General features: G+C 61.2%; 14 protein-coding genes. 3 read left to right on the top strand and 11 right to left on the bottom strand.

Annotated elements, in window-relative coordinates; translation table 11 throughout:
* Nucleotides 1-122: 122 nt before the first annotated feature.
* Nucleotides 123-1,010, top strand: a complete 888-nt coding sequence (locus tag C1J04_RS07305; RefSeq protein ID WP_009826590.1) for a 2-dehydro-3-deoxygalactonokinase — start codon at nt 123-125, stop codon at nt 1,008-1,010.
* A 37-nt stretch (nt 1,011-1,047) separates the two neighbouring features.
* Here the strand turns inward: C1J04_RS07305 and C1J04_RS07300 are convergent, their stop codons facing one another.
* The 7 genes from C1J04_RS07300 to C1J04_RS07270 form a co-directional block, all read right to left on the bottom strand.
* Nucleotides 1,048-2,019 (bottom strand): ABC transporter ATP-binding protein, encoded by a 972-nt coding sequence (locus C1J04_RS07300; RefSeq protein WP_009826589.1) that lies wholly within the window; start codon nt 2,017-2,019, stop codon nt 1,048-1,050.
* Nucleotides 2,016-2,993: an ABC transporter ATP-binding protein gene (locus C1J04_RS07295; protein WP_009826588.1), complete on the bottom strand. Its 978-nt coding sequence runs from the start codon at nt 2,991-2,993 to the stop codon at nt 2,016-2,018. The genes C1J04_RS07300 and C1J04_RS07295 overlap by 4 nt, the downstream gene beginning before the upstream one ends.
* Nucleotides 2,994-2,996: 3 nt before the next feature.
* Entirely contained in the window at nt 2,997-3,902 is a 906-nt protein-coding gene (locus tag C1J04_RS07290; RefSeq protein ID WP_009826587.1) for an ABC transporter permease subunit, read from the bottom strand.
* A 1-nt stretch (nt 3,903) separates the two neighbouring features.
* Nucleotides 3,904-4,911 carry an ABC transporter permease subunit gene (locus tag C1J04_RS07285; RefSeq protein ID WP_005852501.1) on the bottom strand — a complete coding sequence of 336 codons (1,008 nt, stop codon included), beginning with the start codon at nt 4,909-4,911 and terminating at the stop codon, nt 3,904-3,906.
* Nucleotides 4,905-6,014 carry a M24 family metallopeptidase gene (locus tag C1J04_RS07280; RefSeq protein ID WP_009826586.1) on the bottom strand — a complete coding sequence of 370 codons (1,110 nt, stop codon included), beginning with the start codon at nt 6,012-6,014 and terminating at the stop codon, nt 4,905-4,907. Before C1J04_RS07280 ends, C1J04_RS07285 begins: the two co-directional genes overlap by 7 nt.
* Nucleotides 6,015-6,106: 92 nt before the next feature.
* A complete protein-coding gene (locus C1J04_RS07275) occupies nt 6,107-7,696 on the bottom strand; it encodes an ABC transporter substrate-binding protein (RefSeq protein WP_009826585.1) in 1,590 nt (529 codons plus the stop codon).
* 70 nt (nt 7,697-7,766) lie between these two features.
* Nucleotides 7,767-8,357, bottom strand: coding sequence for a helix-turn-helix domain-containing protein (locus C1J04_RS07270; protein WP_050766225.1), 591 nt, complete (start codon nt 8,355-8,357; stop codon nt 7,767-7,769).
* Nucleotides 8,358-8,718: 361 nt separating this feature from the next.
* Between C1J04_RS07270 and C1J04_RS07265 the strand changes: the two genes are divergently transcribed.
* Nucleotides 8,719-9,504, top strand: a complete 786-nt coding sequence (locus C1J04_RS07265; protein ID WP_037954311.1) for an HAD-IIB family hydrolase — start codon at nt 8,719-8,721, stop codon at nt 9,502-9,504.
* 13 nt (nt 9,505-9,517) lie between these two features.
* Nucleotides 9,518-10,738, top strand: coding sequence for a glycosyl transferase (locus C1J04_RS07260; RefSeq protein ID WP_009826582.1), 1,221 nt, complete (start codon nt 9,518-9,520; stop codon nt 10,736-10,738).
* A 24-nt stretch (nt 10,739-10,762) separates the two neighbouring features.
* Here C1J04_RS07260 and C1J04_RS07255 read toward each other — a convergent pair whose 3' ends face one another.
* The 4 genes from C1J04_RS07255 to C1J04_RS07240 all read right to left on the bottom strand — a co-directional run bounded on the left by C1J04_RS07255 (nt 10,763) and on the right by C1J04_RS07240 (nt 15,210).
* Nucleotides 10,763-12,511, bottom strand: coding sequence for a sugar phosphorylase (locus C1J04_RS07255; RefSeq protein WP_009826581.1), 1,749 nt, complete (start codon nt 12,509-12,511; stop codon nt 10,763-10,765).
* A 230-nt stretch (nt 12,512-12,741) separates the two neighbouring features.
* Nucleotides 12,742-13,743, bottom strand: a complete 1,002-nt coding sequence (locus C1J04_RS07250) for a GGDEF domain-containing protein (RefSeq protein WP_009826580.1) — start codon at nt 13,741-13,743, stop codon at nt 12,742-12,744.
* 44 nt (nt 13,744-13,787) lie between these two features.
* The gene (locus C1J04_RS07245) at nt 13,788-14,384 is read right to left on the bottom strand and encodes a heme NO-binding domain-containing protein (protein WP_005852486.1); all 597 of its coding nucleotides are present in this window, start codon (nt 14,382-14,384) and stop codon (nt 13,788-13,790) included.
* 118 nt (nt 14,385-14,502) lie between these two features.
* A complete protein-coding gene (locus C1J04_RS07240; protein WP_254655166.1) occupies nt 14,503-15,210 on the bottom strand; it encodes an HAD family hydrolase in 708 nt (235 codons plus the stop codon).

Below are 15,210 nucleotides of genomic sequence, written 5' to 3'. Positions count from 1 at the left end.
TTGCGCGCTTTGATGCAACCCGATTTCTACACGACCGCGCGACAAGACGCGGCTCAGGCAAGGAGACACCCCATGATCGGCACCCCCTATTTCACCATTCCCCTCTTCACAGGCCCCCGCGCGTGAGCGCTGCAAGCCCCGCGTGGATCGGGGTCGATGTCGCGGATGGGCATATGCATCTGTGGGTGCATGATCCACGCGGCGATGTGCTGGCGCAGGCCGACGGGCCGGTCGCTGCTTTGCCTGCGGAAGACGGCTTTGTCGCGGCCCTGACGGATTTGCTGTCGCCCTATCTGTCGGACCATCAACGCCTGCCGGTGATCGTCGCGGGGCTGCCCGCCCTGCCCGCCAGCAGCCTGCGCCCCGTTCCGGCAGAGCCCTTGGGCGGGGTGCTTGCCCTAGAGGTTGATGACCCGCGGCTGGAACTGCGCGCGGTGCCCGGCCTGAAACAGGCCAGCCCACCCCAGATCATGCAAGGGGCCGAGACGGCGATTGCGGGCTACCTTCAGGCAGCGCCCGAGTTTGACGGGGTGATCTGTTGCCTTGATGCGCAGTCCACATGGGCCCACATCAGCGCCCGCGAGGTCGTCAGTTTTCAAAGTTTTCTCACCCCCATGATGGCCGCACAGTTGTCCGCGACAGCCCCGCTGTCAAAGGCGGTTGTCGGTGGTGCCTTGGATGAGGATGCTTTCGATACCGCCGTGAATGATGTCATGGCTCGCCCGCAAATCTTTGCCACCGCGCTGGCCGAGATTTCGGCGCAAGCCACAATCGACGGCCCCACGACGGACGCTGGCTGGTCACGGTTGATGGGTTTGCTGATCGGGCTAGAGCTGGCCGGTGCCCGCGCCTATTGGCTGGGCCGCGAGGTGGTCATTCTGTCCGACAGTCCGCTCGCCCCGCTTTATGCACGCGGGCTTGCCGCCCAGGGTCTGACGGCCAGCCACGTCTCGCGCCGCGACCATGTGCGCGCCGGGCTGCAACTTTGCGCCGACGCAAGCGCCAGTTGATCTGAGCCGCGCGCGATAAGCGACGACGCCCCCGGCCCTAGGCCGGGGTGCCACCGTTTTCAGGAAAGAAACACGCCGCGGCATGATGCCCCTGCGGCAGTTCGGGCCGCAGGGCGCGGCATTTGTCGCGCACTTTCCAGCACCGTGGCGCAAAGGGGCAGCCATCGGGGATCGCCAGTGGCGATGGCAGTTCGCCTTGCAGCTTGATCCGCTCTTTCGCGCCGCGTGGGTCCGCTTGGGGCGTGGCCGACAGCAGCGCCTTGGCATAGGGGTGGAACGGCGCACCGAAGACATCATCGCGGCTGCCGCGTTCGACCGCGCGCCCCAGATACATCACGATCACCTCATCCGCCACGTGACGCACAACGCTCAGGTCATGGGAGATGAACAGATAGGCCAGTTGCAGACGTTCCTGCAAATCGACCAACAGGTTCAGCACCGAGCTCTGGATCGACAGGTCCAGCGCGGACACAGGCTCGTCCAGCACCAGCACCTTGGGGTCCAGCATCAACGCACGCGCAATCGCGATCCGCTGGCGTTGACCGCCGGAAAACATATGCGGATAGCGGTCAAAATGTTCAGGCCGCAAGCCCACCAGCCCGAGCATCTCGCGCGCTTTGGCGGTACGCTCCTTGCTGCTCATGTCGGGGCGGTTGATCTTGAGAGGTTCCTCGAGGATCGCGCCGATCCGCTGGCGCGGGTTGAGCGAGCCATAGGGGTCTTGGAACACGATCTGCACCGATTTGCGCAGCGATGCCCAGTCTTCGCGGACCACGGGTTTGCCATCCAGCGTCAGCGATCCGGCGGTCGGGTCTTCGATCATCGTGACCATCCGCGCCAAGGTCGATTTCCCGCAGCCGCTTTCGCCGACGACGGCCAGCGTTTTGCCGGGATAGAGCGCGAAATCAAGCCCGCCGACGGCCTTGAGCGTACGCGGCTTGCGAAACAGCCCGCCGCCGACTTCATAGTGACGCTCTAGCGCCGTTGCAGTCATCACAGGTGCGGTCATGATGCGACCCTTTCGTCTGTGTTCAAGGGGTAGAAACAACGCGCATAGCCCAGATCAGCGCCCAAGGCGGGCGGCGCTTCGGACTTGCATTTGGCGTTGGCGAATTTGCAGCGTGGCGAAAACAGGCATCCCGCGGGGCGGTCGAATTGCCCCGGCACCACGCCCGGGATGGTCGGTAGCCGCTTTTCCGTCGCCCGTTCTGGCAGCGCATCCAGCAGCGCCGAGGTATAGGGGTGGTGCGGCGCGTCAAACAGCGGGATCACCGGCTGCTCTTCGATCTTCTGGCCGGCATATTGCACGCTGACCCGTTCGGCGGTTTCCGCAACAACACCCATATCGTGCGTGATCAACACCAGCCCCATGCCCGTTTCCTCGCGTAGGGACGCGAGCAGATCAAGGATCTGGGCCTGAATTGTCACGTCGAGCGCCGTGGTAGGTTCATCGGCGATCAACAGCTTGGGCTTGCAGGCAATCGCCATCGCGATCATCACCCGCTGGTTCATCCCGCCCGACATCTGGTGCGGGAAGGCCGACAGGCGCTTTTCGGGATCGGGGATGCCGACCTGTTCAAACAGCTCGATCGCGCGTTTCTGACGCTCGCGGCGGCCCATGCCAAGATGCACCCGCAGGGCCTCGCGGATTTGCCAGCCCACGGTGAAACAGGGGTTAAGCGATGACATCGGCTCCTGAAAGATCATCGCCAGATCATTGCCGACGATCTTGCGGCGCGCTTTGGCATCCATCGTCAGCAGGTTGTGCCCGTCAAAGGTCAGCTCGTCCGCGGTGACGGTGGCGGCCCAGGGCAGCAGCCCCATCAGCGCCAGCATCGACACGGATTTACCCGACCCGCTTTCCCCCACAATCGCGAGAATCTCGCTTTCGTTCACGTCCTGGTCGACACCGTCCACCGCCCGGAACTTGCCCGAGGCCGTGGCGAAATCAACGCTTAGGTTTCTGATACGCAAAAGTGTCATGGCTCAGCTCCGTTTCAGTTTCGGATCAAGCGCGTCGCGCAGGCCGTCACCCATGAGGTTGATCGCCAGCACGGTCACAAGGATCGCCACGCCGGGGAAGGTCACGACCCACCAGGCGCGCAGGATGAACTCGCGTGCTTCGGCTAGCATCGTGCCCCATTCAGGCGTGGGCGGCTGCGCCCCCATCCCCAGAAAGCCCAAGGCCGCCGCATCAAGGATCGCGGTCGAGAATGACAGCGCGGCCTGCACGATGATCGGCGCAAGGCAGTTGGGCAGCACGGTGACAAACATCAGCCGCAAGATCCCCGCCCCCGCCACGCGGGCCGAGGTCACGTAGTCTTTTTGCCGTTCTGACATGACGCTGGCGCGGGTCAGGCGCACATAGTGAGGCTGCAATACAATCGCGATGGCGATCATCGCGTTGGTCAGCGACGGCCCGAGGATCGCCACCAGCACCAGCGCCAGCAGCAGGGACGGGAACGCCAGCACAATATCCATGACACGCATGATGATGCTATCGACCCATTTGGGCGCAAAGCCCGCGATCAGCCCGATGATGATCCCGCCGGTCGCCGCGATAGAGACAACGACGACCCCCACAAAGAAGGAATAACGCGCGCCTACAATCAGACGCGACAGCATATCGCGCCCCAGCGGATCGGTGCCCAGGATATGGGTCCAAGTGCCGCCCTCTTGCCACGCGGGGGGCTGTAGGGTGGCGGCGCGGAATTGCTCTGTCGCGTCATGGGGGGCGACCCACGGACCGAACAGGGCCAGAAAGGCAAAGACCGCAAAGATCCACAGCCCGATGACAGCGCCGCGGTTTTCGCGGAAGTAGAACCAGAATTCGCGCAAGCGGCCCGGACGTTCCTGGACCATTGCGGCTTCGGCAGAGAGTGCGTCGTCCATGTTATCGCTTTCTGATTTTGGGGTTGATGACGCCGTAAAGCATGTCGACGGTCAGGTTCACGACCATCACCATCACAGCAATCAGCAGCAGCCCGCCCTGAACCACGGGGTAATCGCGGCGGAAAATACTATCGACCATCCACTTGCCGATGCCCGGCCAGCTAAAGATGGTTTCGGTCAGGATCGCACCGGCCAGCAATGTGCCGACCGACAGACCAATCACGGTGATCACGGGGATCAGCGCGTTGCGCAGGGCGTGGATGCCGTTGATCCGCCCCGGAGACATGCCCTTGGCGCGGGCGGTGCGGATGTAATCCTCGCCCAGAACCTCCAACATGGCCGACCGCGTCTGGCGTGCGATCACGGCCAGCGGGATTGTCCCCAGCACAATGGTTGGCAGAACCAGATGGCGCACCGCTGACAGGAACGCCCCCTTCTGACCCGACGCCAGACTGTCGATCAGCATAAAGCCGGTGGGGTTGGGGAAATAATACAGCAGATCAATCCGCCCCGACACAGGCGTCCATTGCAGGTTACCCGAAAAGACGATGATCAGCAGCAGCGCCCACCAGAAGATCGGCATCGAATAGCCCACCAACGCCGTGGACATCAGCGCCCGGTCAAAGAATTTGCCCCGGTTCACCGCCGCAATCACCCCCGCCGGAAGGCCAAGCGCGATGGCAAAGATCATCGCGCAGACCGCCAGCTCAAGCGTGGCTGGGAAGAGCGTAAAGAATTCGTCGAACACCGGCCGCTTGGTGACAAAGCTATTGCCCAGATCACCCTGCAGCACGCCGGTCAGATAGTCCCAGAATTGCACATAGATCGGCTGGTCATAGCCGAATTGTTTGGCCAGTTGGGCATAGCGTTCATCAGAGATGCCGCGCTCGCCCGCCATCACCTGGATGGGGTCGCCCGGCAGCGCGCGGATAAACCCGAAGGAGATCAGCGTCACCCCGATGAAGGTCGGGATGAACGTCAGCAGTCGTCCCAGAACATAGTTCAGCATTTTATCACCATCAGCTCTTTGGGGAAGTTGGTCAGCGTTTCATAGCCGTCGTCGGTAATCAGCACGTCATCCTCGATGCGCACGCCGAAATTTCCGATCTCGTAGAGGCCGGGTTCATTGGTGTAAACCGTTCCGGCGGGTAAAGTCATGTGGTTGCCCCGCATGATATAGGGGGCCTCATGGACCTCGCGGCCCAGACCGTGGCCGGTCTTGGTGCGGATGCGGTCCCCATAGGGCGAGGCTTCCAGCACAGAGATCACGGCATCGTCGATGTCATGGGCGGTCACCCCCGCGCGGGTCACGGCAAGCCCTGCCATATTGGCGCGCAGCACGGTGTCATAGACATCGCGCCCCTCGTCGGTGACGTGATCCAGAAAAACGGTGCGGGTAATGTCGGCGGCAAAGCCGTTCTTGCGCGCGCCAAAGTCCAGCAGCAGCGCATCGCCCGCCTTGACCGCGTAATCCTCGCGCGCATGGGCATGGGGGCGGGCCGAGCCATCCGCGGCGGCCACGATGGGACCAAAGGACAGGTCATCCGCCCCTTCCGCAAAAAGCGCCTGCACCAGCGTCTGTTCGATCTGCTTCTCGCTCTGGCCCAGCTTGACGCTGTCCAGCGTGCGCTGGAGGGCGCGTTCGGAAATGCCGATCGCCTCGCGCAGGGCGGCGATATCCTCGGGGGTTTTGATCATCCGCAGGGCAGAGATTTCACGCTCTGCATCGGTGATGGTCAGATCGGGCTGTGCCTGTTTGAACGCATGGTGCACGAAGACGCGCATCACCTGCCCTTCGACCGCCAGCGACGTGATGCCCAAATGCTGCGTCAGCGCGGCAAAAGCATCGGCATAGCCGGTCTGGTCGCGCCAATCAAACACCGCGCCGTCAAAGCCGACCGTGTCCCAGCTGCCCAGTTCAAGGTTCGGCAACAGCACCGCCGCGGGTTTCTCCGCAGGGATCACCAGAACAAAGGGGCGTTCGTGGCTCATGAAGCTTTGGCCGACAGCGCGCGAGAAATTGGGCCCAGGCACCAGCGCCACGGCATCGACGCCCAGATCGGCGGCCACAGCGGCATAGTCGGCAAGACGTTGAGAGAGGTTCTTTGACACGGGGGCTTGCGCCTTTCGTTAACGTGGCCGGGGCCTAGAATAGAGGAAGGGACGGCGCGACATGCACCGTCCCCATTGCTTTGTCATCGCTGTTATTGCGACAGGCCAACCTGGTTGAAGATGTGGCCACCCAGCGGGTGCACAACATAGTTTTCAACTTCGGGGCGCATTGGCATGTAAACAACCGAATGCGCGATGGTGGCCCAAGGGGCTTGGTCCTTGAAGATTTCCTGCGCTTTTTCATACAGCGGCGCACGCTCTTCTTGTGTTGGCAGAACCTTGGCTTCCTGAACCAGCGCGTCGAATTCCTCGTTGCACCATTGTGCGCGGTTGGATTTCTCTACGCCGTCACAGCCCAGCAGAACCGCGAGGAAGTTGTCGGGGTCACCGTTGTCACCGGTCCAACCCAGCAGAACGGCACCATCGCGGTCTTTCGCTTTGGAACGCTCAAGGTATTCACCCCATTCGTAGGACACGATCTCTACGTCGACACCGACCTTCGAGAAGTCTTCCTGCATCAGCTCGGCCATACGGCGGGCATTGGGGTTATAGGGACGCTGGACCGGCATCGCCCAGATTTTCAGCGTCAGGTCGGATACGCCTTCGGCTTCCAGCGCGGCTTTCGCGGCTTCCGGATCGTATTTGTCGTCCTCGATCGCATCGTTATAGGACCACATTGTCGGCGGCAGCGGGTTCTTGGCGATTTCGCCGGAGCCCTGGAACACCACGTCGATGATCGCTTGCTTGTCGATCGCCATGTTCAAGGCTTTACGCACATTGGCGTTGTCGAACGGAGGCATCTGCGTGTTGTACGCCAGATAGCCCACGTTCAGACCCTCTTGCTCCATCACGACGATATCTTCGGCGTCTTTCATCGCCTGCACGTCCGCAGGGTTCGGATAGGCCATGACGTGGCATTCGCCCGCTTGTACCTTCTGGTAGCGCACGGAGGCGTCCGGTGTGATCGCAAAGATCAACGCTTCGACTTTCGCCGGGTCACCCCAGTATTCGTCGTTGCGCACGTAACGGATCACGGCGTCTTTCTGGTAGGCTTGGAAGGTGAACGGGCCGGTACCGATAGGCGCCTGGTTCAGCATTTCCGGCGTGCCGGCTTCCAGCATCGCGTCGGCATATTCCTTGGACACGATCGAGGCAAAGTCCATTGCCATGTTGGCAATGATCGGCGCTTCGGCGCGGGTCAGGTTGAACTGAACGGTGTAATCGTCAACCTTTTCGATGCTTTCGATCAGGTCAGGCATCGACATCGCACCGTAGTATTCCCAGGTGCCACCCGATACTTGGTTGTAGGGGTTGTCGGCGTTGCCCTGACGATCAAAGCTAAAGATCACGTCATCGGCGTTAAAATCGCGTGTGGGCGTGAACTGGGCGTTGCTGTGAAACTTGACGCCTTTGCGCAGCTTGAACGTCACGGTCTTGCCGTCTTCGGACACTTCCCAGCTTTCGGCCAGCGCGGGAACGGTTTCGGTGGTACCGACCTTGAATTCCGCCAAGCGGTTGTAGATCGGGTGGCTGGACGCATCAAAGGTCGTGCCTGCGGTATACAGGGCCGGGTCAAAGCCTTCTGGCGACCCTTCCGAGCAATAGACCAGCGACTGCGCCTGCGCCGCAACGCCAAGCGTGCTCAGCAGCAGGCCCGTGGCCATGATTTTCTTGAAAGACATTCGATTTACTCTCCTAGTTGGTAAAGTGTTATCTCCCCACGGCCTCTCTGGGCCGATGAGGGCGATAGGGTTAACGCCTGAGGGGTAACATTTCGCGCGAGCTCTCTGCTGGCGCGGCCTCACTCTGTCCGATTTCCCCGGACTTATCGTATTTCATGCGACCGACCCATAAGATGCGGGCCTGCCGGTCTGTCCTGTTGGCCCAGCAATGGGGCGTTGTACCCAGATAATGCAGGCTGTCGCCCGCCGTCATCAGATACTCCCGTTCGCCAACCATCTGCGAGATCTCACCCTCAAGGATATAGATGATCTCTTCGCCAACATGGGTCACCGTTTCGGATTCATAGCCGGGCGGCACGTTCATCACATAGGATGTCATCTCGTGGCCCGCGCGTTCGGCACCGATCTGTTCATATTCAATCGACGATCCTGCCACCGCGAAACGGGGCCGTGCGGCACCGCGGGTCAGGCTGTCGACCGTGCGCGGGGTCCGCACGAAAAAATCCGCATCAACGTCAAGCGCGGCAGCGATCTGGCTCAGCGTGCCAAGCGTCGGTGTCGCGTTGCCCCGTTCCACCTGGCTCAGATAGCCCACCGACACACCGGAGGCCGCCGACAGCTGCTGCAATGTCATCGCCATCCGATGACGCTGCATCCGCATGCGGTCGCCTAATCCCTCTGGCGGCGAAAGCGCCGCCGCCTGTATCGCAGTTGTTGACAAATAATCCCCCGAAGCACGCTTTGGCGTATCTTGGCGCTCAGACTGTCGCGCAACTTTGTTTACGTCAACAATAAAAATTATTGTCAGAGTGAAAACAGAACCCTTGGTCGCGACGTCACCTGACATCTTTTACCCCGGAGCCTCCCCCCGAAAGCGCCCCTGTGATTCTATTTATACGTGCGCATCTACGCAGTCCAGTTTCTGCACATTTTTTAGGCAAAAGCTAGAAAAACAATGCAAACCGCGCGATGAACACCTGTGCACAGTTGCAACAATCGGTCCCGCACCACACGCTTGATCTATGGCTATGTCTTTACCCCTGCTGGTGTTTACCGACCTTGATGGCACGTTGCTGTCACATAGTTCCTATCGCTGGGATGCGGCCACCCCGGCCTTGAATACATTGCGCAAAATCGGGGCCGCAGTGGTGTTGGCGAGCTCGAAAACCGCGCCCGAGATCGCAGAGATTCGCGCCGAACTGGCATGGGATCACTGCCCCTCGATCATCGAAAACGGTGCCGGTATTTTACCGCCCGACAGCACCGACACGCCCAAAACGGACAGTTACGTGCGCCTGCGCCAAACGCTCGACAGCCTGCCTGCGGAGCTGCGCGACCCGTTTTGCGGGTTCGGCGATATGACGGTGGCGCAGATCGCACAGATCACCGGCCTGTCGCATAATGACGCCGCCAACGCGGCAGAGCGGGCCTTTTCCGAACCCGGCATCTGGTCGGGCAGCGCCGAGTTGCGCGGCGCATTTATCGACGCCCTGCACGATCACGGCATCCATGCCCGCGAAGGGGGACGGTTTCTGACCCTCTCCTACGGGCGCACCAAAGCCGACCAGATGGCCGCGCTGACCGACGCCTTTGCGCCGCGCCATACGCTGGCGCTTGGCGATGCCCCCAATGACATAGAAATGCTGCAAGCAGCCGACTTTGGCGTCATTGTCGCCAACCCGCACCGCGACCCCCTGCCCCCGCTGCCCGGTGAGGATACCGGCAGGATCATCCGCACCACGCTCCCCGGCCCTGCCGGATGGAACGGTGCCGTGCTGGACCTGATCGCGCGGCTTAACCTGAACTAAGGAATGACAAAGCATGGCTGATTTTCATCAAAACGGAAATATCGCGACCCTGCACAATCTGCGCACCCGCTCGCTGGACGAAATGACCTACGAGCTCGAGACGTTTGCCCAGACCCGCAAAATGGCGCTGATCCTGCCTTGCCTCTATTCCGAGCTAGAGACAGAGGCGATGCCCCGCATTCTGGCAGAGCTGTCCAAGGTCACCTATCTGCACCGCATCATCATAGGTCTGGACCGCGCCGACGAGGCACAGTTCCGCCATGCGAAAGAGTTCTTCAAGGGTCTCAACCAGAACCACATCGTGATCTGGAACGACAGCCCGCGGATGCTGGCGCTTGGCGCGCAGCTGAAAGACATGGGCCTCGCCCCCGCGGAACAAGGCAAAGGCAAGAACGTCTGGTCCTCGCTCGGCTACCTGATCGCCTGCCAGGACAGTGCGGTGATGGCGATCCATGATTGCGATATCGTGACCTATACCAACGACCTGCTGGCGCGGCTGATCTACCCCGTCGCCAATGCGAATTTCCCCTATCAGGTCGCCAAAGGCTATTACGCGCGGGTGGGCAGCGACAAGCTGAACGGCCGGGTCACGCGGCTGCTGGTCAGCCCGCTGCTGATCGCGCTGAAAAAGGTCGTGGGCGACCGTGACTATATCGATTACCTGCGCGCCTTCCGCTATCCGCTCTCGGGCGAATTTGCCATGCGGACCAATATCCTGCCCGATCTGCGCATCCCCTCCGACTGGGGGCTGGAGATCGGCGTGCTGTCAGAGGCATGGCGCAACCTCGCGCCGAAATCCGTCTGTCAGGTCGAAATCGCCGACGACTATGACCACAAGCACCAAGATCTGAGCGAGGCCGACGCCGATGCGGGGCTGAACCGCATGTCCACCGACATCTGCAAGGCGATTTTCCGCAAGCTGGCGGCAGACGGCACCGTGTTCACGCCCAATGTCTTTCGCACGCTCAAGGCGACCTATTACCGCTGTGCGCTCGACCTGCTGGATGCCTACTACAACGACGCCAAGATGAACGGGCTGAGCATCGATCGCCACAAAGAAGAACGCGCGATCGAGCTTTTTACCGAGAATATCATGCGGGCGGGACACTTCTTTCTCGATAACCCGCACGAGACCCCCTTTATCCCCACATGGAACCGCGTCCACGCCGCCGCGCCCGAGTTCCTTACCAATCTGCGCGAGGCCGCCGCAGCGGATGACGCCGAATACACCTAGCTAGGGGCCGCGCGGGCGGCGGGGTCAGAACCGGTTTGTGATCCACAAGCATTGATAGGGGGCCAGCGTGATGTGATCCGCGCTGGCGTCAATCAAATCGCCGCTGATCAGGTCCTGCCACGGTTGATCCTCGATCAGGTTCAGCGCCGCCGCCGAAATCGCGACAGAGGCGTCGCTGACGTTATGCAGCGCAAAGATCGACTGTTTGCGGTCCAGACCTTGCCGCCACACGCCGAACACGCGGTCATCTTGCAGGTTCACGGTGAATTGCGTCGCGTTGGGATGAAACGCCTTTTGTTTCTGCCGCACCTTTAGCCGCGCCGACAGATCGCCCAAGACGCGCGCCTGCGCGCTGGACGCATCGGCCAGCCGGTCGCGCAAGCTCGGATAATCCCATCGGTGTCGGTTGATCGCGCGGCTCATCCCGCGATGTTCGACCTGCGCGTGATCATTGGGCGTCGCCAGCATGGCGTGGATGTAGAAGGCGGGTATCCCCTCCAGCGACATGACGATGGTCTGCGAACAGATGAACCGTGCATGATGATGGTCATCCTCGCCCTTAAAGGTCCGCGACAGCGCGTCGTAAAAGGTCGTGTTCAGCTCGTACGGGCCTTGCCCGCCGTCGGGCAGGCTGCGCATCGACACCAACCCGCCAACCTGTAGCACCGTATCAATGACCTGTTGTTTTTCATCCTCGGGCAACAACCCTTCGGCGGGGCGCATGCCGATGCCGTCGTGACTGGCGGTAAAGTTCAGATAGGCGCAACCCATGGGAGCCGGCGGCATCGTGCGTTGCCAGCGCCGCAGATGCGCCCCATTGCCCGACATCATCGCATGCAAGATCAGCGGCGGCAGTGGGAAATTATAGATCGCATGTGCCTCGTCCCCTGCCCCGAAATAGCTGAGGTTTTCAGCCTTGGGCACATTGGTTTCGGTCAGCAGGATGATCTTTTCCGGCGCATAGTCGCACAGCAACCGCATCAGCCGGATAATCGCATGGGTTTGCGGCAGGTGGATCGACGGGGTGCCGATCTGCTTCCACAAGAACGCCACCGCATCCAGCCGGATGATCTGCACGCCATTATCCACATGCAGGCGGATGATCCGCAAAAACTCAAGCAGCACCTCGGGGTTGCGGAAATCAAGGTCGATCTGGTCATGGCTGAAGGTGCACCAGACATGGCGCGGGCCGCTTGAGGTTTCTACCTCTTGCAACAGCGGCGTCGTGCGCGGGCGCACCACCTCGTGCAGATCGTCTTGCGGCGAGGCTTCGAAAAAGAACTTGTCATAGGGGGCCTGCCCCTGACGGTAGGCGTTGAACCAGTTCCCCTGGCTCGACACATGGTTCAGCACCAGATCGGACATCAGCGTGAAATCGGCGGCGATGCGGTTGATATCAGGCCAATCCCCAAGCTGCGGGTTCACCGCGCGAAAATCGGAGACGGCAAACCCGTCGTCAGAGGTATAGGGGAAGAACGGCAGGATATGCACGCTGTTCAATGTGCCGCGCAGGTAGCGGTGCAAGAAGTCGTTCAACAAATCCAGCGGCTTATGCGCCCCGTCTACGATCGAGTTGCCATAGGTGATCAGCAGCGCGTCACGTTCCGACCAAAGCGTATTGCCGGCAATCCGGCCTCTTTTGCGGCGGGTTGTCCCCTCGGGCCAGAAGGCATCAAGCACCATGCTGGAAAGGATGTCCGCATCCAGATCGGGATAGACCTCTGCCAACACCGCGCTGAGCCGAGAGCCGAGAGAACGGGCACTGTCCGTCATGATGTCCTGCCTTGCCTGAATATTCTTTCCCAAAACCCTAACGCAGCCGCGCCGGTGTGACGAGCAGCCAAAAGCGGCGCCCCCATAATCCTGTCGCCGCAGCCCCCTGCGGCGCGTTTTGAGGCAAACTGCACAATCTTGAAGCATTGCGCAGATTGAACGCCCGCAGATCTACAGGCCCCGCTTTTATGACGCGTACCAAAGCCAGCACGCCCAGCGCGCGCCGTCATCTACTGCAGCGCGTGTGGTTTCTCCCTCCCCTTCTGCATGGCGTCTGGCACAGTTTCACCGTGCACCGTGTGCCGCGCACGCCCAGCCTGCTTAGAGCGGTAAAGCGCCGCATCGGCGTCCGACAGGACATCTTCGGCCACGGCGTTCTGCCCCGCTTTAACCCATATGCTGCCGACGCTGGCGGAGACCCGGCACGCCGCGCCATCAAATCCGATCGGCCATTCCAGTCGCGTGATGATCCGTTCGGCGACCTGTGCCAGATGCGCGCTGCCGGTAACCCCAGGCAACAGCAGGGTAAATTCGTCACCGCCGACGCGGGCGACGGTGTCGATGTCCCGTGTTGCCTCCACCATGATCCGGGCCGCGGTTTGCAACACGTGATCCCCCGCCGCATGACCCAGACTGTCGTTTACCGCCTTGAAGTAATCCAGATCGATCTGCATCACGGCGAACCCCTTGTTCCCCGCGATAAGCCGGGACAGCACGTGATCCATCGCGCGCCGGTTTTTCAAGCCAGTCAGCGTATCGGTAAACGCTTGTTCCTCCGCCGCGATCTTTGCGACCTCAAGCTTCTGGTTCAGCGCACGCGACGCCGCCATCGCCGCCGATTTCGCCTCCATCAGATAAAGCATCTCGACCGCGAGGTCGGTCGGCGCGAAATCGGCATTGCTCAGGCGATGGGTGCGGACGCCGTTCAGGATCGATATCCCGAATGACAGGTTTATCAGACAGTCGGTTTCCGAGCTTTCCATCTGTTCGGTGCCACAAGGCAGCGGGACCAGAACCCCCTTAAAAATCTGCTCGGGCCGGTCGTGCAACGCCAGATGCAGCTTGCGCCCCGCCATTGGGCGAATTTGCGCAATACTGTCGGCCATATTCGGTCGGCGCATGACAAACTGGTCGAAAAAATTGCTCCCGATCCAAGTGCCACGATGGCGCAGTTTGTGGATGGTGGGGCCCACATGCCGGATACGTCCGCAGGGCTGCACGATCACATGCATCGGGCATAGAACATCTAATGCCGCCTCATAAGCTGCCCCTACTGTCACCCGCGCGCACCCAGATCAAAGCTGCGCCCCTGCGCGTAGTGCCGGTCAATAATCGTGACGGTAATCACCTCCCCCTCCGGTGGGGCGGCTTTGCAATCAAGCAGGGCCAATGTGCCATAATCATCCGCAATCACCCGCATCACGCCCATCATCACATAGCCAAAGCCTTGCACTTTCCCGCGACACGTTAGCGTAAAGCGCCAGTCATCAAGCTGCGCGACCTCCATCTGGGGCAGTTGCAGGTCTTCCACGGCGAGGGTGGCACGTTCTGGCAAGTCGTTGAGAGAATGCAAGAACTCTTCAAAATCGTCGCCGCCAAAGCGCAGCAAGCGCCGCACGCCTTCGCGGTCGGGGTTGGACACAAGCCAGGCACCCAGATCTTCCAGAAGATCGGGGATCGCGCGTTTCATCACGGCAGACAGGCGGTTGATAACCCGCGGCGTGATGGCATCGTCATAGGTGAGCATCGGTTCGAAATCCGCCGTGCCCATAACGGCGCAAAGATCGGCGCGCAGGGCGACCTGCGCCCAGACACGGTGGCCAAAGCTATCCAGCACGAACCGTTGGATCGTATGGTTGATCAGCCCGTGCATCGCGCCCCTTTCCGCCGTTTCACGGGGAAGATGGCGGCTGAGAGTTAACAAAGGCCGAAGGCTAAACCTCCGCCGCGGCGGAATGCGCTTTGGTTTTGTCTCAAATGCAATCTAGCTGTCAGCCCTGCGGGTCATGCCTCTGCCCGTCCAGCCACGCCGGCAGATGGCCGATGTCGGGCAGCACCACATCGGCGGCCCCTTCTAGGTCCTGACGTGTGGCCAGCCCCGTCAGCACCGCAACGCAGGCCATACCCGCCGCACGGCCCGCCGCCATATCGTGCAGGCTGTCCCCGATCATCGCGACTTCACACGGGTCCACCCCCACGGCTTTGGCAAACGCCAAGAGCTGCCCGGGCGTGGGCTTAGCACCGTGGCCGCTATCGAAACCTGCGATAAAGTCAAAATATCCGGTCACCCCCGCACCGCCCAAATGCGCGCGGGCGGGCGCTTCGGCGTCATTGGTGGCGACGCCAAGCACCAGCCCGCGTGCCTTGAACGCCTCTAGCAAGGCAATCAGCGGCACCGCCTCTGCCTGAGGGGCGTTTTCGGCCTCGTGGTTCAGCAGGTCCAAGAGATCCGTCTTCGCCATCTCGACCACATGGGGGGCCAGCGCATCGACGACCTCCCCCGGCGTGCCCGCAATAACGATGCTGTCGGGCGAGAATTTCTGCGTGCCGTAATCAAAGCCGATCTGCTGCCCCAGCAAAGCCGCTCTCTCTCCGTCGCCCTTGCTGATCCGGGTCAGGAAGGCATTGGCCCATACCTCCCATGTGGCGGCGAAGTCGAACAGGGTTCCGTCTTTGTCGAACAGCAAGGCTTTGATCAT

This window comes from Sulfitobacter sp. SK025 (assembly GCF_003352105.1).
Classification (GTDB): Bacteria; Pseudomonadota; Alphaproteobacteria; order Rhodobacterales; family Rhodobacteraceae; genus Sulfitobacter; species Sulfitobacter pontiacus.
Note: the sequence above shows the minus strand (reverse complement) of the source record. Positions and strands in the feature narration are given on the sequence as shown.

Excerpts from the sequence above, each read along its gene's own strand:
- C1J04_RS07245 (WP_005852486.1), bottom strand. The coding sequence starts at position 14,384 with ATGCACGGGCTGATCAACCATACGATCCAACGGTTCGTGCTGGATAGC.
- C1J04_RS07290 (WP_009826587.1), bottom strand. The coding sequence starts at position 3,902 with ATGGACGACGCACTCTCTGCCGAAGCCGCAATGGTCCAGGAACGTCCG.
- C1J04_RS07250 (WP_009826580.1), bottom strand. The coding sequence starts at position 13,743 with ATGCATGTGATCGTGCAGCCCTGCGGACGTATCCGGCATGTGGGCCCC.
- C1J04_RS07295 (WP_009826588.1), bottom strand. The coding sequence starts at position 2,993 with ATGACACTTTTGCGTATCAGAAACCTAAGCGTTGATTTCGCCACGGCC.
- C1J04_RS07240 (WP_254655166.1), bottom strand. The coding sequence starts at position 15,210 with ATGATCAAAGCCTTGCTGTTCGACAAAGACGGAACCCTGTTCGACTTC.
- C1J04_RS07255 (WP_009826581.1), bottom strand. The coding sequence starts at position 12,511 with ATGACGGACAGTGCCCGTTCTCTCGGCTCTCGGCTCAGCGCGGTGTTG.
- C1J04_RS07275 (WP_009826585.1), bottom strand. The coding sequence starts at position 7,696 with ATGTCTTTCAAGAAAATCATGGCCACGGGCCTGCTGCTGAGCACGCTT.
- C1J04_RS07300 (WP_009826589.1), bottom strand. The coding sequence starts at position 2,019 with ATGACCGCACCTGTGATGACTGCAACGGCGCTAGAGCGTCACTATGAA.
- C1J04_RS07260 (WP_009826582.1), top strand. The coding sequence starts at position 9,518 with ATGGCTGATTTTCATCAAAACGGAAATATCGCGACCCTGCACAATCTG.
- C1J04_RS07270 (WP_050766225.1), bottom strand. The coding sequence starts at position 8,357 with ATGCGGATGCAGCGTCATCGGATGGCGATGACATTGCAGCAGCTGTCG.
- C1J04_RS07265 (WP_037954311.1), top strand. The coding sequence starts at position 8,719 with ATGGCTATGTCTTTACCCCTGCTGGTGTTTACCGACCTTGATGGCACG.
- C1J04_RS07285 (WP_005852501.1), bottom strand. The coding sequence starts at position 4,911 with ATGCTGAACTATGTTCTGGGACGACTGCTGACGTTCATCCCGACCTTC.